The sequence below is a fragment of the Thalassotalea sp. SU-HH00458 genome, from assembly GCF_040362795.1.
Classification (GTDB): Bacteria; Pseudomonadota; Gammaproteobacteria; order Enterobacterales; family Alteromonadaceae; genus Thalassotalea_H; species Thalassotalea_H castellviae.
Genome location: NZ_BAABWW010000012.1, coordinates 69,888 through 91,683, shown reverse-complemented (window position 1 = coordinate 91,683; position 21,796 = coordinate 69,888). Strand labels below are relative to the sequence as shown.

Below are 21,796 nucleotides of genomic sequence, written 5' to 3'. Positions count from 1 at the left end.
CATGAGCGGTAATTCAACGGTCGATAAAGAAATAGCAGCACTTAAGAAAAAGCTCGATGCAGCTATTGAATCTCGTAGTATTATCGATGATGAATTTAAATTACAGACGACACTATTTACCGAGTTCATCATTAAACTAAGTCAAGCAACTAAAGGCATTGACTTATCCTTAGATAATAAACTAGCAAAATTACGATCATTATTTACCAAATCGGCGCCGATTGCCGATGTACAAAAGTTAGTTAAGGAAATAACCTTACTTCTACAAAAGTTTTCGATAAAGAAAGAGCAAGAAATCGCTAAATTACAAAGTCAATTTAATTTAGCCGGACAAGCGCTTCAAAAAGTAAATGGCTTACCTGAAAATTTAAGAAGACAATTACGTACTCTGTTAAAAGATAATGAAGAAACAAAGGAAGCATTGGCACAATATATTCCTTTAATGAGTCAATTAGTAAACTTTTATCAAACCGCCTTAAAAAAAAGCAATGTGGCTGATAACGCAGAAGGATTACTAAGTCAGCAAAATAGTAATAGAAGTGAAAAAACGGTTACAAAACCAGATCATAAAGTCATTGAAAGATTTACTGAGTTGTTATCAAAAATCAATGTTTCTCGACAATACCAAAATCAATTATTAAAAATAAAGTCTGAATTAAAAGATGATATGCCTAATGAAAAATTATTTAATAGTTTTTTAGCGGCTTTCGACGTCATCAGTCATGATTTACAGCACGAAAGAAATACTGCAAAAGTGTTTTTATCGACGTTAAGTGAAACCCTATCAACCATTCAGACTGCAGTAAAAAGTACCATTTCAACACAAGATAAATGTAATAAAAAACATCAAAAACTCAATACGCAACTCCAAAGCCAAATTACCGATATGGCAAGTGGATTAGACCAAGCGAATTCATTGGTTGATATAAAAGTAGATATCAACGGAAAGCTAAAAGCTATTGCGAAAACGCTTGACGAAAAAACCTTACTTGAGAGCACGTTACAAGTAGAACTTGAAAAGAAACTTGTTGACATGCAATCTAAAATTGAAACACTTGAAGAGCAAAGTTTATCGTTTGAAAAACGTATTCAAGAACAACAGGCAAAAAGTATGCAAGACGCATTAACAAAACTAAATAATAGGGCTGCTTTTGATGAATACTTTGCCAAAGAAACCGTAAGATACCAACACAATGGCGGTTTTTTAGCAATCGCCATTGCAGATCTCGATGACTTTAAACGAATTAATGATACCTATGGTCATACTGCCGGAGATAAAACCTTACAAGTACTTGCAAGCACATTCAAAAAGAACCTAGCTGGCGATGCTTTTATTGCTCGTTATGGTGGTGAAGAGTTTGTTTTTATTTTTAGAGGTTTTGATAAAGCGGAAATTATCAAAAAACTCAATGCTTTAAAATTAAATATTGCTAGATTGCCATTTAAATTTAAAAATAACAAAGTATCAATGACTTTATCTGTTGGTGTCACTCATATTAAAACAGAAGACAATGTTCATATAGCTTTTGAAAGAGCCGATACCGCACTATATAAAGCCAAAGAAGAAGGAAAAAATAGAGTTATTTATATTCAATAAGCTTATATAAAGTCATTAAAGGAGTAATAAATGCATACACATTTAGACCCAGTTGGGAATATGAAGTTACTTTCTCCTATTGAAGTGGCACAACTTCAACAATCGGCATCAAGTAAGTTATATAACCTCTATAGGAATTGTTCCCTCGCAGTGCTAAATTCTGGTAGCCACACTGACAACGCAGAAATTATTTACCAGAAATTTCAAGATTTTAATATCGAAGTATTACGCCGTGAACGCGGGGCAAAAATTTCACTTGAAAACCCTCCTGAACATGCCTTTGTTGATGGAAAGATAATTCTTGGCATACAAGAACATTTATCCGCGGTATTAAGAGATATTTTATTTACCAGCCAACGATATAAAAATATATCACCTGACAACGAAAACATTACTCATATCACCTTTGATATATTAAGAAATGCTAATGTCATTATCCCTGACAGCGAGCCAAATTTAGTTACCTGTTGGGGCGGTCATTCTATCAATCAAACTGAATATCGTTATACCAAAGAAGTGGGTTATCAATTAGGGCTTCGTGGCTTTAATATATGTACAGGATGTGGGCCTGGAGCCATGAAAGGCCCAATGAAAGGTGCGACAATTGGCCATGCAAAGCAACGCAATAATCATGGCAGATATATAGGGTTAACCGAGCCAAGCATCATAGCAGCAGAGCCACCTAATCCTATTGTTAATGAATTAGTGATTATGCCTGATATCGAAAAACGTCTTGAAGCTTTTGTGCGAATATCTCATGGCATTATTATTTTTCCAGGGGGGGCAGGTACAGCAGAAGAATTACTTTATATTTTAGGCATTATGCTTAACTCAAAAAATCAAGATCAAAAACTCCCTATTATCTTAACCGGCCCTGCCTCAAGTGCCGCCTACTTTGAAAAAATAGATGCGTTTATTGGTGCAACCTTAGGCGAAAAAGCACAAAATTTATATCAAATTATTGTCGATGATGCGGAAAACGTCGCTAAAAGCATGAAATCAGGATTGAACGACGTACTCTCTCATCGCAAGCAAACTGGCGATGCTTATCACTTTAACTGGTCTCTAGTGATTGAAAATGACTTTCAACAACCATTTGAGCCAACACATAAAAATATGGCTAAAAATAAAATCAGTTATGATTTGGATATTGCTACCTTAGCAGCAAATTTACGACGAGTATTCTCCGGTATCGTTGCGGGTAACGTGAAATCAGATGGCATCAAAGAAATCAGAGAGCATGGCCCTTTTCAAATCACCGGAGATAGTCGTATTATGTCGTTAATGGATGAGCTACTTAATTCCTTCGTTGAGCAACAACGGATGAAATTACCGGGTACTGAATATATTCCGTGCTATCAAGTCATTAGGGAAAAATAAATGTCAGTACATGTAGTATTAATTGACGCTTTAAATTTAATTAGGCGAATTTATGCGGTGCAAGAACGTCCTTTTTTAATGAACAATGAGTTAGCAGACAATACTAAACAACAAGTCTTATTTAACACTCAGCAAGCTTGTAGCCAAGCACTAAGTAAAATACTTGAATTACAACAGCCCACTCATGCTCTTGCAGTTTTTGACAGTATAAAACCTTGTTGGCGATACGCTCTTTATCCTGATTATAAAAAAGGTAGAAAGAAGATGCCTGCGCATTTAGCGGATAAATTAATCGATATCCAAGATGCATTTATGGAGCAAAATGTTGACTCATTAATTTCAGAAGAAGATGAAGCTGATGATTTAATTGCCACTTTAGCAATAAAGGTTGCACTTCGCGGACAAAAAGTGACCATTATTTCAACAGATAAGTGTTTTCTTTCATTATTGAATCAAAACATAGAAGTATACGATTACTTTAATCGTCGATATCTCGACCATCACTACGTCAAAGAAAAGTTTGATGTACGAGCCGACCAATTATTAGATTTATGGACCTTAACGGGGGACTCTACTAATAAAATTCCTGGGGTCGCGGGAATTGGCCAAGTGATCGCGTCAACCTTATTAAACCAATACGGTTCATTAAATGCGATTTTAGTCGCCAATGATTTGAAAAGTAGCATTAATGAAAAGCTCAAAAAACATACCGAACAAATTGAATTAAGTAAAAAACTGCTTCAATTAAAACAAGACATCCCTTTAGGGTTTAATTTAAAAGACATTCGATTAACCGAAATGAGTCATAGTTAAAAGCAACGGCTGTTTTCACAAAAATAAGTAAATAACAGCTTTAATCGTTAAAAACTTCCAATCATTTTCGCATATCGTTATGCTATACAAAATTTTTACATTGAATCCGCTCATTTAAAGGTTAACATGAACAAAAAAGTCATTTCGCGCATCTTATTAGCATTAGCGGCATACGGCGTATTTGTCGTACTTGTAGTAAGTTTTTATGATGACAGCCCAGCGAATATGCAATGGGAAGATAGGGAAGCCTATAACAGACAATTTATTAGTAAATTAAAATTAGGCGAATTCACCTTTGACCAAGCACTTGAAAAGCTAGGGAGTCCAGATATTACTGAAGCGAAAAAATCGAAAGACACTAACTATCAAGTCTTATTTTATCGTACTCAACATGTAAAATCAGATGGAATAACAACGCAAGATGAATGTACCTACTTGTTGTTTGTTAATGACCAACTTGCAGAGTACGCAAAAGCCGAGCATTACAAAGGGTTGGATGACGTTATCACCGAATATTCGATTAAGCACTCATTAGAAAGCCAAGTAAAACATTTAGACAGTATTGCCAATTAACCTTTTTAGCACGGGTAAATAATGTAAACAAACTTATACAATCGAAACAAAAAAAGAGCAATACATTGCTCTTTTTTTGTGTTCACAATTCTCAATTAAAGTGAGTGGTTTGCTACCTTTGATTGGCTCGGTGCACTTTATATTTTACTAATAAAGTAATTTCATCACGATCATAATAAAGATGTTTTGCTTCGTAATAACAATTAGGTAACGCATCTTTTAATTTATCGAGTAACCCTTTTACAGTATCGTATTTTTTAGCCATCGGCAGTTTTAAATTAACAATAGCTTCGCGACAATAACCTTGAGTAAACCAATGAATAATTAGATCAACCACGCGCTGAGGCTTTTCAATCATATCGCATACAAGCCAATCAACCGGTGTTTGATCCGGAATATTCACTTTTTCACGCTTTTTAGTTTCACGCACTAACCAGTAAATTTCATGTTTAATAGGCTCATATTTAAAACCGTCAACCATGCGATGCTTAACTTGTCCTGTTTCCATCAAAGACTCTGCCATCGGGCCATTATCAATAGATGTTACCATCATGCCTCGACGTACAAGTTGATAGGTCCAACCGCCAGGTGCCGCGCCTAAATCAACGGCTTTCATACCAGAGCACAAACGATATTCTCTTTCTTCTTTAGGAATAAAATATAAAAATGCTTCATCTAATTTCAGTGTTGAACGACTTGGAGAAGCGCTTGGAAATTTTAATCGAGGGATCCCCATCACATGAGGCGAAGTATTGTTACCAAGCGAATAGCCTAAGATCACTTCGGTACCACTGAAAAAAAGTGCATGTAAAACGGCACCTTCATGTTGATTTTTTTCCGTGAGAACTTTTTTCTTTCTAAGCGCTTGTCTTAACGGAACGGCTAATTTTCGACAAAACTTAGATAACGCTTTACCGTCATTGGTATCAGGTGTTTCCATTCTTAAATCAGCATATTGCCATTCACTGCCAAGCTCCTCAACAATAGCTTCTACTCTATTATAATCAGGTAGTGCTATTTTATCGGTTAAGGTAACAAACCACTGACGCGTAAAGATAAGGCGCTTTAGTGGTAGCTTTGCCATTATTTTTTCACCATCTTCTGGATTATTAAGATGATAAAAAACAATCCCTTCGTTTTTAGTTATCTGTAAATAACCAAAGGCTTCAAGCCAAGCTGCTTTTTCTTGAATTTCAGCACCACACTCTTTTTCAAAGCCGGGTCTGCAATATAAAACTATTGATGTCATGATTTTTCTTTACCTAAAAAAGCTAAACTTAACCAACCTAACGCTAATGTTATTCCTCCAAGGGGCGCAAAACCACCGAGACTTAACATGCCAGTATAGGTTTTCAAATATAAACTGCCACTAAAGAGTATTATCCCTAAAATAAATAAAATCGCCGAAATAAATAAAGTACGAGATTGGTTATTTCGATAAGCTAAACCGACAACCAGTAATGCAAGTGTATGAATAACTTGATATTGATGTGCCGTTATTAAACGAACTTTATCTATTTCATTGATATGTTGACCCGCATGAGCTAGCCAAGCGCCGAATAATACAGAAAAACACCCACTAAGGGCAGTAAATACTAAAAATACTTTAACAAAGACGTGCTTGCTTTTCATTTTAGTGGCCTTATTTATTATTAACAATTCTAAGAGAGTAACTAGTTATTGGCTTTAGCTGTGTTCGTTGATAAATGTTTGTATAAGTTGTACTGCAGATTGAAGGTGTTGTTGATGAGTGTAACCAGACTTCACTCTTGGTTTTAAATCATGGTCTCCATCAGCTAAAAAAGCAACCTGACACAATGAAGACATTTGATACCGCTCTATTTCTTGTTTATTGCCTAATGCATCTCTTTCACCTTGGACAATTAAAATGGGAGAGCTGGTATTTTGCAATGGCTCTAAACGTAATTTTTCCGGTTTTTTTTGCGGATGAAAAGGATAACCTAAGCAAATAACGCCTTTTACTTTAGCTAATTTATCTTCTACTAATGTTGCTGCAACCCTTCCGCCCATTGATTTACCTGCAAGAAATAACGGTAAAGAGCTATCAACATATGATAATACTGTTTTTAAGCAATTTAACAATTTTGGCATTCTCTCGGGTGGATAGCGTTTATCCTCTTTTAACCTCTTATCCATATAACCAAAATTAAACCGTAAGACATTAATCTTTTGAGCATTTAATAACTCAGTCATGGTTTGCATAAAATCAGATGATTTATCGGCACCCGCACCATGAGCGAATACAACCAAGGCAATGGCACCATCCACGGTATTTTCTACCACAGAAATATCAGGTAAATTTTCGCCAGTGACATTTACAAAGTTTTTTTCTGTTTTATGCATCATTCCATTCTTCTTCTTGGGCAACCGTATCAAGCACCCATTCTCTAAAAGCAGCTATTTTACCTACATCGACCTGATGTTCTCGACAAACTAAATAAAACGAATCTTTACTAATAAGCGTATGCGAAACAGGCTTAACTAATCGCCCAGCATCAAGATCAGGTTTAGCTAAAATACTTTGTGCTAACGCTATTCCCTGGCCGTAAACAGCAGCTTGTACTACCATCGCTGAATGACTAAAAATAGGTCCATGATTAACATTGGTCCCTTTTACGCCAACATCTTTAAACCAACGTTTCCAGTCTCGTCGAGAGGTATCATGTAAAAGAGTATGATTGGTTAAATCATGAATTGTGTTTAACGGTTTATTCCCTTCTAATAATAAAGGCGAACATACCGGTATTAAATATTCGGTATGTAACTTATCGACATGAACGCCTGGCCAACGTCCTCGTCCATGATAAATAGCAATATCAACATCTTCTGTTAATGAATTATCGGCTTGATCAACGGCTTTGATTCTTACATCAACATCAGGATTTAATAAATTAAAAGTGTTTAATCGAGGAACCAGCCATTGAATTGCAAAACTTGGCTGTAAACTGACAGTAATTGCACCTTTCGCTCCACGCGCTAATAATTTTTCAGTCGCTTCATGGAGTAAATTGAACACATTTTTGATATCAGAATAATATGATTGCCCTTCTTCAGTTAATAAAAGCGCACGATTTTTTCGCATGAATAACTTTAAGGCTAAATGTTCTTCCAAAGATTTAATTTGATGACTAATTGCCGCTTGAGTAACAAATAATTCTTCAGCTGCACGAGTAAAACTCAATTGTCTTGCAGAAGCCTCAAATACCCTTAAAGCATTGAGTGGTGGTAAACGAACAGCCACGGCATCACCTATTATAATAGTTAAATATGACATTTTTTTGAATAAAAACTCTATTCAAAAAACAAAAACCAATTAGCATTAGATTTTCTAATGAATGGCATTATAAAATGTCATTTTATTTATTACCAGCATTAACTTATCATTTACACATAGATGAAGGACACCATCTTTATCCTACCATGAGACAAGCATGAGTAGCTGGGCAAGAATGTTTACCTAAAGAAAACATTAGACCACGAGAGAAAAGGTCCTAAAACATCTATATGGATATTTGACGTTTTATACAGGTGACTACAATGAAATTACTTACACAACTCTCTACCGTTTTAACCCTAGCATTAGCAACCACAGTTGCAAATGCCAACACAACCAACGTAACCACAACTGAATTAGTGAAAGCACAACCAATTAATGCTGCAGAATTGATCAATACTGTGGAGTTAAACCTTGTTCAATCTATGGAACAATTAAAAATTACGTTCGTGAATGATACCGTTAATAATCAAAAGTTATTGATTACTCAGGCAAAGTCTGACAGCAATACTAAAGGCTACACAACTAAGCTTTCTTTAGCGGCTGAATAAAGCCAGATTAACAGTTTTAGGTTTAAATTCATTCCCAACTGAATTTAACCTTAGTTAAGCGTTAAAAGCTTCTCTAGGGCGATTGACGTGATAAACCACATGAGGTTCTTTAGTTTGATGGCTTAGTAATCTTTTGCGGTTAAAAAAATGCTCGCGCATAAATATTTAAGGGTGCTTATGCACCCTTTTTCTTTGCCTATACGCTTTTAATAAAACACTATTGAGTGATCAAAACAGGAAAGCTTTTAACCAGATCGTCCACCGCTTTCATCTGTTCTAAATACGGCAATAATTTATCTAAAGGTAATGCACAAGGGCCATCACATTTGGCAACAGTAGGATCAGGATGCGCTTCAATAAACAAGCCAGCAATGCCTAATGCCATTCCACTTCTTGCTAATTGCGCAGCTTGAGCTCGACGTCCATCAGCAGAATCTGCTCGGCCGCCAGGCTTTTGCAAGGCATGAGTAGCATCAAAAATGACGGGTGCATACGACTTCATTTCTTCCATGGCTAACATATCTACCACTAAGTTGTTGTAACCAAAACAGCTGCCTCGTTCACATAAAATAATTTTATCATTTCCAGCTTCGCCGAACTTGTTAATAATATGACGCATTTCATGAGCTGCTAAAAACTGCGGCTTTTTCACGTTAATAATGGCATTGGTTTTTGCCATCGCAACAACGAGATCCGTTTGACGTGCAAGAAATGCCGGCAACTGAATCACATCAACAACATCAGCAACGGGCTGAGCTTGATACGGTTCGTGAACATCTGTAATGACCGGAACATTAAAGGTTGATTTGATTTCTTCAAAAATCTTTAAACCTTCATCTAAGCCTGGTCCTCGGTATGAATGCACCGAAGATCGATTTGCCTTGTCAAAAGAGGCTTTAAAAACATATGGGATGTTTAATTTCTCAGTGACTTCAACATAATGTTCAGCAATTTTCATCGCTAAATCACGGGATTCTAGAACATTCATGCCACCAAAAAGTGTAAAAGGCTGATCATTACCTATTGTAATATCATCAAGTTTAATCTGAGAAATACTCATTTTTGTTCCTAACTATTATTTCTATTAATTTTTTAGCCAATGGCCTGCAAAATTTGACCACACAACCATGCCATATATGTTCCTATGGTATAGCCTAATACGGCCAATAAAACCCCTACTGGCGCTAAAGAGGGATGAAAGGCAGAAGCAACAATTGGAGCAGAGGCCGCACCGCCAACATTAGCTTGGCTGCCTACCGCCATGTAAAATAAAGGCGCTTTAATTACCTTAGCGACGATCAACATCAACGAAGCATGAATAACCATCCAAATAGCCCCAATGATGAAATAAATCGGAGCATCAAGGATCATAGTTACATCCATTTTCATACCAATAGTGGCAATAAGAATATATAAAAATGCCGAACCAACTTTAGAAGCACCTACTCCTTCAAGTTCACGAGCTTTGGTAAATGACAATGCAATACCGACAGTACTGGCAAAAACTATCATCCAAAAAAACTTACTATGAAAACTAAATTTAGCTAAGCCTGGAAAGTTTTCAATAAAATATGGCGTAATATTATCGGCAAATAAATGTGCAAAACCAGTGACACCTAGACCAACAGCAACAATAATCATGATATCTGAAAGCGTCGCAATTCGACCATGTTTAGCATGAAACTGTTCAACTTTTTCTTTTAAATCAACAATCGCACTAGTGTCAGCACCGGTTTTTTTATCGATATTGCTGGCATTTGCCGACATAACAAGTAACACCGCCATCCATAAATTAGCAACAATGACGTCAACCGTTACCATGGCAGAGAAAATTTGATCCCCTGCACCATAAATTTCTTTCATGGCGGCTTGGTTTGCACTACCACCTATCCAACTTCCAGCTACGGTTGTCATTCCACGCCATACGGCTTCTGGACCTGAAACACCTAATAATTCAGGAGCAATACTTGAGACAATTAATAAAGCTATTGGCCCGCCAATAACAATCCCTATCGTACCGGTTAAAAAAAGTATGACGGCTTTATTACCTAATCTGGCAATCGCTTTTAAATCAACGCTAATAGTTAATAATACTAAACAAGCCGGTAGTAAGTATCGTGAGGCTACATAATAAAGTTGAGATGACTCTCCATCAATAATGCCAAAGGTATTTAATAGTGAAGGAAGGAAATAACATAATAAAACGGCAGGCACAAAACGATAAAAGTTTTTCCAAAAGGGTGACTTACTGTGAGCGGTATAGAATACCAGTCCAAGCATAATAGTGATAATACCGAGCACGGTGGCATCATTGGTTAAAAGTGGGGTGTGTTCAACCACTTCAGGTGTAGACGATAACGCAAACATACTTTCTCCCAAAATTGTTTGTCTAATTTTTATATGATTGTTTTAATTATATTTTTTATTTTGAACAATAACTCGTTAATTATTTAACCTTCTCTTATGACAGACATCATTAGTGTAACACGGTATCTGAAATCGTAATTTTATCTAACTGTAATTTCAATAATTGAGCCGCCGGATCTTGCGGGCACTCTTTGACAAAAAATTGGTAATCATCATACGCCACTTTAAAACAATCTAATTGATGAAGTAAAAAACCTCTATCTCTTCGCTCAAAAGGATCATCAGGTCTAAGTGCTAGCAACAAATCTACGCACTTTAACGCTTTATCAAATTGCACTTCTCTAATTAATGAGTTTTTTAGTGAAGTCAAATACTCGACTAAAATACTCTTTACTTCCATTGGCGCTAAAAAGGTTTGAGTTGGATCCCCATCCAATTCACCTAAACGATCATCTAACTGTTGCCAATTTAATGATTCGCCACTGACAGGCTCAAAAATAATAGAATAAATGTCATCACAAATTATACGAACCATCACTTTCTCTGGCACAAAGACAATTTCTGCCTCCATATCACACGCATTAACAATCGCTTGAACGATAGCGGCTTTAAGGACAGGAGCCATCAACTTATATTCAACGGCTGATGAAATCTTTTGAGCAACAACCGGCCAAATATTTCGTTCGTTATCAAGAAAAAGTTGGCTAACATAAAGCTCATTGATTAAACACTCCGCTTTTTCCATCGGCTCTTCAATATCAATAATCGCCAAACGACAAGCTTCAATAACCTCATGTAACATTTTCTCAAAGCTTGGTGTTTCAGAAAAAATATATTCTTCAACCAAGGCAAATGACGATAATAAATTTCTTTGTTCTGAGTTGAGCTCAGACATCAACAAATCATTCATTTATAACAACTAAAACCTTATTACTTTGTTTCTTCTAAGATATGGGGTAAAAATCATTTTTAAAGTCAGATGGTATTAAAACGGCCTCAAAAAGTAATTTAGAAAAATACCGTTTCTTTTGACATAGCAAGTCTTGCGACTAATAAAATCCAACCCATTGCGCCTAAGTAGCCAATAACTTGCATCATTCTATTTCTAGCAAGTTTTAACGTGTAATAGCCGGTAAAAATGTAAGCAAGTACCGCAATTAATTTTTCGCCAAGCCATAGTTGCTCAAATGGGTTTAACGCTAATTTTATCATCATCGCAACGCCTAAACCTAATAACAGAGTATCAATAATGTGCGGCGCTATTTTCACCCACTTTTTATTTAACTGCGCAGAGTCAGCCAAAGTCCAATAAAAGCGTAATGTAAATAACAGCACGCTAATTAACGCAATCGTCATATGTAAATGTTTCATGTTTTATCCTTTGTTATTCTTCTTGTTTATATAATTATTGATGGGACTTATAACATGCGTATGTCACACGTTCATTACCGTTATAATCTTTTACCGTTTCTATTTCACTAAAACCATTTTGCAAAAATAATTCATGTATTTTCTTCGCTTGTTTAAAACCGTGCTCAAAATACAGGTATGCATTATCGTTTAAAAAAGCGATTGAATTTTTGATAATATGTTCAATATCAGCAAAACCTTGATCTTCAGCAACAAGCGCACTTTTCGGCTCAAATCTTACATCACCTTGCGCAAGATGTTCATCTAATTCATCAATATAAGGAGGATTACTCACAATCAGGTCAAATCTTTTTTCATGGGTTATATTAGAAAACCAATCACTTTGATAGATTTTAACCCTAGATAACCCCAAATGTTGTGCGTTTGATTTTGCTAACGCTACCGCTTCATTTTGAAAATCTACCGCATCAATTTGCCAATTTTCACGCTCAGACGCTAAAGCAAGTGCGATAGCTCCTGTTCCTGTGCCTAAATCTAAGCAATGAAGCATTGGATCCGTATGATTATTTAATACAGTTTCCACTAAAACTTCGGTATCAGGTCGAGGAATAAGTGTTGATGGAGCAACCTGAAATTTGAGTGACCAAAATTCTTTATAGCCAAGAATATATGCAATTGGTTTGCCTGCTCTTCGCTGTTCGAATAAAGTGACGAATTGTTGAAATTCTTGCAGCGATAACTGTTTATCAGGCCAAGTCAACAAATAACTTAATGGTTTATTAATAACATGACTTATCAACAATCTGACATCGAGTTTGGCACTATCAGACAATGGCGCTAATACTTGTGCGCCATTCTTTACTAATAAAGAAATAGAGTCGGAAGCAGAAAAAGGCATATCGATAAAATTAATTAAATTAATTTTGTTCTGCAAGCGCCGCTAATAAATCCGCCTGATTTTCTTGTAAGATTGGCTCTAAAACCAGTTGTAAATTACCTTCTACTACTTCATTTAAGCGGTATAAGGTTAAGTTAATACGGTGATCTGTCATACGACCTTGCGGATAATTATAAGTGCGAATTCGTTCTGAACGATCTCCACTTGCCACTAAATTTCGGCGAGAAGATTCTTCTTCACTACGGCGTTTTTCATCTTCCGCTTGTTGTAAACGGGCTTGTAAAACCGACATCGCTTGTGCACGGTTTTTATGTTGTGAACGCTGATCTTGACACTCAACCACCACACCCGTTGGAATATGCGTGATACGAATTGCTGAATCGGTTTTATTAACATGCTGTCCACCAGCACCTGAAGCTCGGAAAGTATCTACTTTTAAGTCAGCTTTATTAATTTCAATCGCTTCAGATTCAGGAATTTCAGGCATGACAACCACAGTACAAGCTGAAGTATGAACACGACCTTGAGATTCAGTTTCTGGTACACGTTGTACACGGTGGCCACCCGATTCAAATTTCATTTGACCGTAAACACCTTCACCGTTGATCTTAAAAATAACTTCTTTAAAACCGCCCTGCTCACTTTCGCTAAGGTTCATCACCTCAATTTTCCAGCCTTGTTTTTCACAATAACGGGTATACATACGATATAAATCACCCGTAAAGATAGCCGCTTCGTCACCACCTGCTCCAGCACGTATTTCAACGAAACAGTTATTGTCATCATTTGGATCTCGAGGCAATAAAAGAATTTGTAATTGATCTGAAATTTCTTCAACGGCCTTTTTAGCTTCTTTAAACTCTTCTTGTGCCATTTCACGCATATCAGGATCGTCATCTTTTAGCATTTCTTCTGCCGTGGCAAAATCATTTTCTGCTTCTTGATACTGATTAAAAACACTTGTTACTTCTTCTAAGCGTTTAAATTCCTTAGAAAGCGCTAAAAATTTTTCTTGGTTAGCGATAGTATCGGGATCTGATAACAAGGCTTGAACTTCTTCAAAACGTTCAACTAAACCTTCAAGCTTTTGATAAACTGATTTATTCATTAAATATTCTTTTATTTGCTATAAATGAGTGAAATTCCATTCGAAAGTATAACTGATAGTAATCGATAAGAGTTAACAAGAATGATTTATTTTAGATTGCGGGCAGTGTAAAGATTTCAACAACGACTTTCAATAATTGCTACTTATCTATTTGTAAAACGTCTCTTAAATAAACTATTTTATCTAATTCGCCCCCTTGGGCTGCTGTTTGAATGGCATTGGTTGGGGCATGCATTAATTTATTGGTTAATTTTGTTGCTAGCTCCGCGACGACAGCTTCAGGCGCTTTATTACCTTGTAATTGTATTAGCGCTTTTTCAAGTAAAATATCTCGCTCAGACAAACATTGCTTACGATAACTGACGACAGTATCTTGTGTATTTAAGCCTCTTAACCAAGACATAAAGCCACTGGTTTGATGATTAACAATTGCTTCGGCTTCAATCGCAGCTTTACGGCGATTTTCCATATTTTGCGCAATAATACTTTGTAAATCATCGACAGTATATAAAAAGACATCTTCTAAATCAGAGACTTGCTCTTCAATATCACGAGGTACGGCTAAGTCGACCATAAACACAGGACGATGTTTACGTTTCGCCAAGGCTTGTTCAACCATACCTTTGCCAATTAAAGGTAAAGTACTGCCTGTGGAACTAATCACGATATCAGCATCCGCCATATGTTGCGGGATTTGCGCCAAAGTGATCACATCAGCACCTACTTGTTTCGCCATATCTTCTGCTCGATTTAGCGTTCTATTTGCTACCGTGATATGGCCAACTTTATTTTCATAAAGATGTTTCGCCACTAATTCGATGGTTTCGCCCGCGCCCACGAGTAATACTTTTGCTTTTTCTAAACTTGCAAAAATATGCTTCGCTAAATTAACCGCTGCAAAAGCAACAGACACAGCACTTGAACCAATTTCAGTTTCTGTTCGCACTTGTTTAGCAACGCCAAAGGTACGTTGAAATAAACGGTCCATCACTAATGCCATCGACCCTGCGGCTTTCGCTTGGCTATAGGCTTGCTTCATTTGCCCTAAAATTTGTGGTTCACCTAAAACAAGTGAATCAAGTCCACAGGCAACTCGCATCATATGGTTTACCGCTTTTTGGTCACTGTGCCAATACAAACTTGGGATAATAGTAGAAGCAGGTATATTATGATGATGTTCCAGCCAAGCAATAACTTTTTCTTGGGTAATATCGTATTTGTCGGCGGCAACTAAATATAATTCAGTTCGATTACATGTAGATAATATCGCCGCCTCTTTACATTGCACTTGTGAAAGCATCTCTTGCAACGCGACTGACAACTTATCAGGATTAAAAGAGATTTTCTCCCTGATAGCGACGGGTGCGGTTTTATGATTGATACCAACGGCAACTATGGACATACGTTAACTATTAAACCTACTTGAAAGTAATCTAGTAAAAACTTACTTTTATTTATTAAGAATTAAATTAAATATCTATGATAATAAGGTATTATGCCAGCAGCTTATTAAGTGCAACCTGATCTAACACAAACTATTGTGTTAATTTTACGAAAGATTGGCGGTGATTGAAAGCAATCACCTCGATAAAACTGAAAGTACCGTTAAAATAATGTTCATGACCAAACACATCATCACGCTGCTATGTCTATTATTTCTTCTAATGGGTTGTGCCACGAATAAAACTATAGAGCAATCACAACCAGCAGTTAATCAATCAAAAGCAGCACGTTTTGAAAAAATTACGCGTATTCAACAATGGCAAATTAAAGGTAAAATTGCCTTTCTCCAAAAGCAAAAACGAGAAAGTGCTTCATTGTTTTGGCAATACAACCAAAATAATGCGCAACAAACTCTTAAGCTCACCACGTACTTAGGGATTAATGTATTAACGCTTAACACTGATAATGGCAAGCACAGTGTAAAAGTAGATGGAGAAAGCTATCAAAGTGATAACTTAGAACAATTAATATATTCTCTGACCGGTTTATTACTGCCTACAAAAGCTTTACATTATTGGTTAAAAGGTCAAATTTATTCTGCTGCGGATACAATCACCTATGATAAACAATCACAATTACCCAATACACTTACCAGCTATTATCAAGGAAACACATGGCGGATAAGCTATAAAAAGTATCAAACCGTCGATGATGTTCAACTCGCTCATCAGATATCAATTAAACAAAATGACTTAACCATTAAAATAATCATCAATCATTGGAAGCTATAACTATGCCTGTTAGTTTACCTGCAACTGACTCTCCATTTTACCCATTTCCATCACCCGCTAAATTAAATTTATTTCTACATATCGTCGGCCGAAGAACCGATGGTTATCATGAACTGGAAACCGTTTTTCAGTTTTTAACTTTGGCCGACAATATTGCGATTAAGCCGACAACCACCTCAACCATTACCTTATTAACACCGATTGACGGTGTTCCAAATGACGATAATTTAATTGTCAAAGCAGCCAAATTACTGCAAGCAGAAACACAATCACCATACGGCGCTGAAATAAAAATAAATAAATTGTTACCTATGGGCGGTGGTTTAGGTGGTGGTTCGTCCAATGCTGCAACCGTATTATTAGCATTAAATGTGTTATGGCAATGTAAACTCTCTTATCAACAACTTGCCGAATTAGGGTTACAACTAGGTGCGGATGTACCAATCTTTATTCATGGTTTTGCTGCATTTGCTCAAGGTATCGGCGAAAAGTTGTCGCCTGTTTATCCTGATGAATCTATCTATTTAATCACTAAACCTCAATGTAGTATTTCGACCCAACAAGTATTCACGGCAAAAGCACTCACTCGCAATACTAGAAAACTTGATAACAACGCATTTGATGATAAAACATACATCAATGGCTATCATAATGATTGTCAAAATTTAGTAATAAATCACTATCCTGAGGTTGCCAAGTTGCTTGCTTGGTTGATAGAATACGCGCCGTCTCGAATGACAGGTACAGGCGCTTGTATTTTCTCTCGCTTTGATTCTGAAGAAGAAGCTAAACGAGTACAAAAATTACTTCCTAATACCATGACTTCATTTGTTACTAAAGGTATTAATACTTCACCTCTACATAGTGTTTTACAGCAATTAGAGTCTGAGATTTGTACTTAATTTTTTTGAAAAAAAAGCCTGAAAAGTTGGCTTTTTTAAAATAATGTGCTGATATTAACAACATGTTTTATTCAGCATTCTACTTATAATGTCAAAAGTTTCTGAGGAACTGCTAGTGCCTGACATGAAGATCTTTGCGGGTAATGCCACCCCTGAATTGGCCAAACAAATTGCTAATCGTCTCTACATTACACCAGGAGAGGCCAAAGTTGGTAGTTTTAGTGATGGCGAAATTAGCGTTGAAATTACTGAAAATGTTCGCGGTGCTGACGTTTTTATCATTCAATCAACGTGCGCTCCAACCAACGATAATTTAATGGAACTTATCGTAATGATTGACGCGCTTCGTCGTGCATCAGCTGGCCGTATTACCGCTGTTATGCCTTACTTCGGTTACGCTCGTCAAGACCGTCGTGTACGAAGTGCTCGTGTACCTATTACCGCTAAAGTTGTCGCTGACTTCTTATCGAGTGTTGGTGTTGACCGTGTTTTAACGGTTGATTTACACGCAGAGCAAATTCAAGGTTTCTTCGATGTGCCGGTTGATAATGTATTCGGTACGCCAATTCTATTAGAAGACATGAAAGACAAGAATTTAGAAAATCCTGTCGTTGTTTCTCCTGATATTGGTGGTGTAGTACGTGCGCGAGCAGTCGCTAAATTATTAGATGATGCTGACTTAGCTATTATTGATAAACGTCGCCCTAAAGCGAATGTTGCTCAAGTCATGCATATTATTGGTGATGTTGCTGGACGCGATTGTATTATCGTTGACGATATGATCGATACTGGCGGCACATTAGCGAAAGCAGCAGAAGCGTTAAAAGATCATGGAGCAAAACGTGTATTTGCTTACGCTACTCACCCTGTATTATCTGGCAATGCTGCTGAAAACCTTAAAAATTCAGTAATAGATGAAGTTATTGTTACTGACTCTATCCCATTATCACCAGCAATTAAAAAGCTTGGTAATGTACGCCAATTAACGTTAAGCGGTATGTTATCTGAAGCGATTCGTCGTGTTTGTAATGAAGAATCAATTTCTGCGATGTTTGATAGTTAATTTCACAGACAATTCGAGAGATTTTAAAAAGCACCTCAGGGTGCTTTTTTTATGAGAGAAATATTTTATTTTTTTGTCTACACTTAAAATATGTCCCACAGCATCAGCTTAGGCGTCGATGAAGGTATTTAATAAAACAGTTACATTTATTTTTCTATTGTTTTCAATAAATACGTTTGCATCTATTCAAAAATCACTGTTCATAAATGATATTAATTGGCCGCCCTTTTTCTTCCAAGAAATAAAAGCTAACACTATTGGTATTGGCAAAGAAATTATTAATTATTGTTTGAGTGAACAAGGTTATCAGTGGCAATACAAAAATCTTCCCATTAAAAGAACGCATCAAAATATGACATCAGGTGAACTTGATATCAGTGTCTATTCTTACCAAAAAAGTAGAGAAGACTTTGTTGTCTATGGTGCTGAGCCTATTTTCTTTTCTCAATATGGCTTCGCATCCAATAGCCAAGACAATATCACTATCAATAAATTAGATGACATAAAGCAATATCAACTGGGACATTTAGCAGGCTTAGCTCACACACAAGAACTGATGAAAATAATTGAAGAAAAAAAAGCGCTCAATCAAGTCACAGTTGGTTATAGTATTGATGCTATGCTTAGACAACTCACCGCTAGTCAACAAAGATTTCAAATACTTCCTAACTCGATAGAAACATTATTATGGCGGGCAAAACAATTAAACATTGAAAACCAGATACATATTCATGACTTTGTTTTAAAACAAAAAGCCTATTACGTCACGGTATCTAAAGCCAGTAAACACATAACCAATCCGAAAATGTTTCTAACAAAATTTGATGCTTGTATTAAAGCTTTAAAAGAGTCAGGAGAATATCAAACAATCAGCGAAAAATATGGATTAATATCACAACTTGCACGCTCGCCGTCAAAAAGTCTTTACCAGCCAATTAACCCACTGAAAAAAAATCCTTTTATAGATTAAAACAGATGAAGCTCTTACCTTTTACTTTGGGTAAATATGCCCATAGAACTCAGGAAATAGCATTTTAAAAGTAATCAACGATTAATTACAGTAAACGTTTGGTTTTCCAGCCATCAAATGTTATTATGCCGCGCCTTTTTTATCTGCCGTTAAGAAATTAATGAAGATTTAAAATGGCGATGCGTTATTTTTGGTCGCAAAAAATAACAAAAATTCAATTAAAATTAAGGTATTAAACCATGACTGATTTATTTACTTTGGATGCTGAAGTACGTACAGACACAGGGAAAGGTGCGAGCCGCCGCCTACGTCACGCGAACAAAGTTCCAGCTATCCTTTACGGCGAAGGCAAAGAGCCAGTTTCTTTAACATTAGCGCACAACAAAGTTTTCCGTGCACAACAAGAAGAAGCTTTCTACTCTCACGTTTTAACATTAAACGTTGATGGTAAGCCAGTTGAATGTTTAATTAAAGACATGCAACGTCATCCTTTCAAGCAAATCATTATGCACATGGATTTCATGCGTATTGATGCAACTCACTCTGTACACGTTAATGCTCCAATTCACTTTGTGAACGAAGATGTTGCAGAGAAAAAAGGTGGAGCTATTGCTCACCACATTAACGAAGTTGCAGTTAGCTGTTTACCTGGCGATATCCCAGAATTCATCGAAGTTGATGTTGCTGGTTTAGAAGTTGGTCAAACATTACATTTATCAGACATCACTTTACCTAAAGGTGTAACCTCTGATGAATTAGCTAAAGGTGAAAGCCATGACCAAGCTGTTGCTTCATTAAATGCGCCTAAAGGCTCAAGCGATGAAGAAGCTAGCGATGAAGCTGCAGAAGAAACTGCTACTGAAGAATAATCCAAAGGACACTATCCTTTAGATGACTATTCAACTAGTTGTGGGCCTGGGTAATCCAGGCCCTGAATATACAAAAACCCGCCACAATGCTGGAGTTTGGTTCGTAGAAGAACTCGCTTCACGCTATAACATTTCGTTAAGACCTGAAAAAAAATACTTTGGATTATACGGCAAAGGCCAAATTGGTAATGAAGTGATTCATTTACTTATTCCAACGACATTTATGAATAAAAGTGGTCAATCGGTTGCCCCACTGGCAAATTTTTTTCGCATTCCCGTTGAAAATATTTTAGTCGCACATGACGAACTAGATATGGAACCTGGTGTGTGTAAAATTAAACAAGGTGGCGGACATGGTGGACATAACGGCTTACGTGACATCATTGCACGTATGGCAAATAATAAAGAATTTTATCGGTTACGCATAGGTATTGGCCACCCTGGCCATCGAGATCGCGTGACTGGTCATGTACTTGGCAAAGCGCCAGCTATTGAGCAAAACAAAATAGATCAAGCCATTGATGAAGCATCACGCTGCATGGATATTTGGCTTAAAGATGATTTAAAAAAAGCACAAAATCGTCTGCATTCATTTAAAGCGTTATAATACAAATCGTTAATCGCTTAACATATTAAGGTAATATCATGGGATTCAAATGCGGTATTGTTGGCTTGCCCAACGTTGGTAAATCTACACTTTTCAATGCACTCACCAAAGCTGGTATTGAAGCAGCAAACTTTCCATTTTGTACGATAGAGCCAAATACTGGTGTGGTACCCGTACCTGACCCTCGTTTAGATGCATTAGCAAAAATTGTTAATCCTGAAAGAGTTTTGGCTACCACTATGGAATTTGTCGATATTGCTGGTTTAGTTGCAGGTGCTTCAAAAGGTGAAGGTTTAGGTAATAAATTCCTTGCCAATATTCGTGAAACAGACGCCATTGGCCATGTAGTTCGTTGTTTTGAAAACGATAACATAATCCACGTTGCCAATAAAATTGATCCCGCCGCTGATATTGACGTGATCAATACTGAATTAGCATTAGCTGATATGGACACCGCTGAACGTGCGATAACCCGTCAAGCAAAACGTGCAAAAGGCGGTGACAAAGACGCTAAATTTGAAATTCCTGTTTTAGAAAAAATATTAAAACATGTTGAAGAAGGTGAAATGGTTCGCTCTTTAGACTTAACAAAAGAAGAAAAAGCAGCCGTTGCTTATCTAAACTTTTTAACCATTAAACCAACCATGTATATTGCAAACGTAAATGACGATGGTTTTGAAAACAACCCTTATTTAGATGTTGTGCAAGCAATTGCAGACAAAGAAGGCGCGGTTGTGGTTGCTGTTTGTGCTGAAATTGAAGGCGAATTGTCTGAGATGGATGATGAAGACCGTGAAGAGTTTATGGCTGATTTAGGCCTAGAAGAGCCAGGGTTAAATCGTGTGATTAACTCAGGTTATGGTTTATTACACTTACAAACATATTTCACCGCTGGGGTGAAAGAAGTTAGAGCATGGACAGTGAAACAAAATGCGACGGCGCCACAAGCAGCTGGTGTTATTCATACTGACTTTGAAAAAGGCTTTATTCGCGCCGAAGTTATTGCCTATGATGACTTTATTGAATTTAATGGTGAATCAGGTGCAAAAGAAGCGGGTAAGTGGCGTTTAGAAGGGAAAGATTACCTAGTTAAAGATGGAGACGTTGTCCACTTTAGGTTCAATGTTTAATACATAAAACAAATAATTAAAACGAAAAGCGAGCTAAGGCTCGCTTTTTTTATATGTAAATTACCTCT

The 21,796-nt window shown here is 36.7% G+C and carries 23 protein-coding genes; 12 read left to right on the top strand and 11 right to left on the bottom strand.

Annotated elements, in window-relative coordinates; all coding sequences use genetic code 11:
* Position 1: 1 nt before the first annotated feature.
* The 4 genes from ABXH06_RS16465 (at position 2) to ABXH06_RS16450 (ending at position 4,363) form a co-directional block, all read left to right on the top strand.
* Complete coding sequence (locus tag ABXH06_RS16465; protein ID WP_353518903.1) at positions 2 to 1,597, top strand: diguanylate cyclase; 1,596 nt, start codon at positions 2 to 4, stop codon at positions 1,595 to 1,597.
* 30 nt (positions 1,598 to 1,627) lie between these two features.
* Positions 1,628 to 2,977, top strand: a complete 1,350-nt coding sequence (gene ppnN, locus ABXH06_RS16460; RefSeq protein WP_353518902.1) for a nucleotide 5'-monophosphate nucleosidase PpnN — start codon at positions 1,628 to 1,630, stop codon at positions 2,975 to 2,977.
* Complete coding sequence (gene xni / locus ABXH06_RS16455) at positions 2,978 to 3,790, top strand: flap endonuclease Xni (protein ID WP_311576245.1); 813 nt, start codon at positions 2,978 to 2,980, stop codon at positions 3,788 to 3,790. It abuts the gene before it with no gap.
* Positions 3,791 to 3,916: 126 nt separating this feature from the next.
* Positions 3,917 to 4,363 carry a DUF3192 domain-containing protein gene (locus ABXH06_RS16450; protein ID WP_311576248.1) on the top strand — a complete coding sequence of 149 codons (447 nt, stop codon included), beginning with the start codon at positions 3,917 to 3,919 and terminating at the stop codon, positions 4,361 to 4,363.
* A gap of 112 nt (positions 4,364 to 4,475) precedes the next feature.
* On the opposite strand, the gene rlmM is transcribed toward ABXH06_RS16450, so the two are convergent.
* Genes rlmM through ABXH06_RS16430 form a run of 4 tightly spaced genes read right to left on the bottom strand, consistent with a single transcriptional unit; the run spans position 4,476 to position 7,625 of the window.
* Positions 4,476 to 5,612: a 23S rRNA (cytidine(2498)-2'-O)-methyltransferase RlmM gene (gene rlmM, locus ABXH06_RS16445; RefSeq protein WP_353518901.1), complete on the bottom strand. Its 1,137-nt coding sequence runs from the start codon at positions 5,610 to 5,612 to the stop codon at positions 4,476 to 4,478.
* Positions 5,609 to 5,995, bottom strand: coding sequence for a DUF423 domain-containing protein (locus ABXH06_RS16440; protein ID WP_353518900.1), 387 nt, complete (start codon positions 5,993 to 5,995; stop codon positions 5,609 to 5,611). Before ABXH06_RS16440 ends, rlmM begins: the two co-directional genes overlap by 4 nt.
* Positions 5,996 to 6,049: 54 nt before the next feature.
* On the bottom strand, positions 6,050 to 6,730 hold the full coding sequence (locus tag ABXH06_RS16435; protein WP_353518899.1) for an alpha/beta family hydrolase: 681 nt from the start codon (positions 6,728 to 6,730) through the stop codon (positions 6,050 to 6,052).
* Positions 6,720 to 7,625, bottom strand: a complete 906-nt coding sequence (locus ABXH06_RS16430) for a transcriptional regulator GcvA (protein ID WP_353518898.1) — start codon at positions 7,623 to 7,625, stop codon at positions 6,720 to 6,722. The genes ABXH06_RS16435 and ABXH06_RS16430 overlap by 11 nt, the downstream gene beginning before the upstream one ends.
* A 296-nt stretch (positions 7,626 to 7,921) precedes the next feature.
* On the opposite strand from ABXH06_RS16430, the gene ABXH06_RS16425 reads away from it, so the two are divergent.
* Positions 7,922 to 8,209, top strand: coding sequence for a hypothetical protein (locus tag ABXH06_RS16425; RefSeq protein ID WP_311576262.1), 288 nt, complete (start codon positions 7,922 to 7,924; stop codon positions 8,207 to 8,209).
* A gap of 217 nt (positions 8,210 to 8,426) precedes the next feature.
* On the opposite strand, the gene kdsA is transcribed toward ABXH06_RS16425, so the two are convergent.
* The 7 genes from kdsA to hemA form a co-directional block, all read right to left on the bottom strand.
* Positions 8,427 to 9,269 carry a 3-deoxy-8-phosphooctulonate synthase gene (gene kdsA, locus ABXH06_RS16420; protein ID WP_353518897.1) on the bottom strand — a complete coding sequence of 281 codons (843 nt, stop codon included), beginning with the start codon at positions 9,267 to 9,269 and terminating at the stop codon, positions 8,427 to 8,429.
* Positions 9,270 to 9,301: 32 nt separating this feature from the next.
* Positions 9,302 to 10,576: a DUF819 family protein gene (locus tag ABXH06_RS16415; RefSeq protein WP_311576267.1), complete on the bottom strand. Its 1,275-nt coding sequence runs from the start codon at positions 10,574 to 10,576 to the stop codon at positions 9,302 to 9,304.
* A 109-nt stretch (positions 10,577 to 10,685) separates the two neighbouring features.
* The gene (locus tag ABXH06_RS16410; RefSeq protein WP_353518896.1) at positions 10,686 to 11,471 is read right to left on the bottom strand and encodes a tetratricopeptide repeat protein; all 786 of its coding nucleotides are present in this window, start codon (positions 11,469 to 11,471) and stop codon (positions 10,686 to 10,688) included.
* 113 nt (positions 11,472 to 11,584) lie between these two features.
* Positions 11,585 to 11,947, bottom strand: a complete 363-nt coding sequence (locus tag ABXH06_RS16405; RefSeq protein WP_311576273.1) for a SirB2 family protein — start codon at positions 11,945 to 11,947, stop codon at positions 11,585 to 11,587.
* A gap of 34 nt (positions 11,948 to 11,981) precedes the next feature.
* On the bottom strand, positions 11,982 to 12,845 hold the full coding sequence (prmC, locus tag ABXH06_RS16400) for a peptide chain release factor N(5)-glutamine methyltransferase (RefSeq protein WP_353518925.1): 864 nt from the start codon (positions 12,843 to 12,845) through the stop codon (positions 11,982 to 11,984).
* A 19-nt stretch (positions 12,846 to 12,864) separates the two neighbouring features.
* Positions 12,865 to 13,953 carry a peptide chain release factor 1 gene (prfA, locus tag ABXH06_RS16395; protein ID WP_311576276.1) on the bottom strand — a complete coding sequence of 363 codons (1,089 nt, stop codon included), beginning with the start codon at positions 13,951 to 13,953 and terminating at the stop codon, positions 12,865 to 12,867.
* Positions 13,954 to 14,092: 139 nt separating this feature from the next.
* Positions 14,093 to 15,355: a glutamyl-tRNA reductase gene (gene hemA, locus ABXH06_RS16390; RefSeq protein WP_353518895.1), complete on the bottom strand. Its 1,263-nt coding sequence runs from the start codon at positions 15,353 to 15,355 to the stop codon at positions 14,093 to 14,095.
* Positions 15,356 to 15,518: 163 nt separating this feature from the next.
* Here hemA and lolB point away from each other — a divergent pair, with 163 nt between their 5' ends.
* From lolB to ychF, 7 genes are all read left to right on the top strand, one after another.
* On the top strand, positions 15,519 to 16,187 hold the full coding sequence (gene lolB, locus ABXH06_RS16385) for a lipoprotein insertase outer membrane protein LolB (RefSeq protein WP_311576282.1): 669 nt from the start codon (positions 15,519 to 15,521) through the stop codon (positions 16,185 to 16,187).
* Positions 16,188 to 16,189: 2 nt separating this feature from the next.
* Positions 16,190 to 17,089 (top strand): 4-(cytidine 5'-diphospho)-2-C-methyl-D-erythritol kinase, encoded by a 900-nt coding sequence (gene ispE / locus ABXH06_RS16380; RefSeq protein ID WP_311576285.1) that lies wholly within the window; start codon positions 16,190 to 16,192, stop codon positions 17,087 to 17,089.
* A gap of 115 nt (positions 17,090 to 17,204) precedes the next feature.
* Entirely contained in the window at positions 17,205 to 18,152 is a 948-nt protein-coding gene (locus ABXH06_RS16375; protein ID WP_311576288.1) for a ribose-phosphate pyrophosphokinase, read from the top strand.
* 118 nt (positions 18,153 to 18,270) lie between these two features.
* On the top strand, positions 18,271 to 19,122 hold the full coding sequence (locus ABXH06_RS16370) for a substrate-binding periplasmic protein (protein ID WP_353518894.1): 852 nt from the start codon (positions 18,271 to 18,273) through the stop codon (positions 19,120 to 19,122).
* A 239-nt stretch (positions 19,123 to 19,361) separates the two neighbouring features.
* Positions 19,362 to 19,991 (top strand): 50S ribosomal protein L25/general stress protein Ctc, encoded by a 630-nt coding sequence (locus tag ABXH06_RS16365; protein ID WP_353518893.1) that lies wholly within the window; start codon positions 19,362 to 19,364, stop codon positions 19,989 to 19,991.
* Positions 19,992 to 20,013: 22 nt separating this feature from the next.
* Positions 20,014 to 20,598 carry an aminoacyl-tRNA hydrolase gene (gene pth, locus ABXH06_RS16360; protein WP_311576295.1) on the top strand — a complete coding sequence of 195 codons (585 nt, stop codon included), beginning with the start codon at positions 20,014 to 20,016 and terminating at the stop codon, positions 20,596 to 20,598.
* A 38-nt stretch (positions 20,599 to 20,636) separates the two neighbouring features.
* A complete protein-coding gene (ychF, locus tag ABXH06_RS16355; RefSeq protein ID WP_311576298.1) occupies positions 20,637 to 21,728 on the top strand; it encodes a redox-regulated ATPase YchF in 1,092 nt (363 codons plus the stop codon).
* Positions 21,729 to 21,796: the final 68 nt, after the last annotated feature.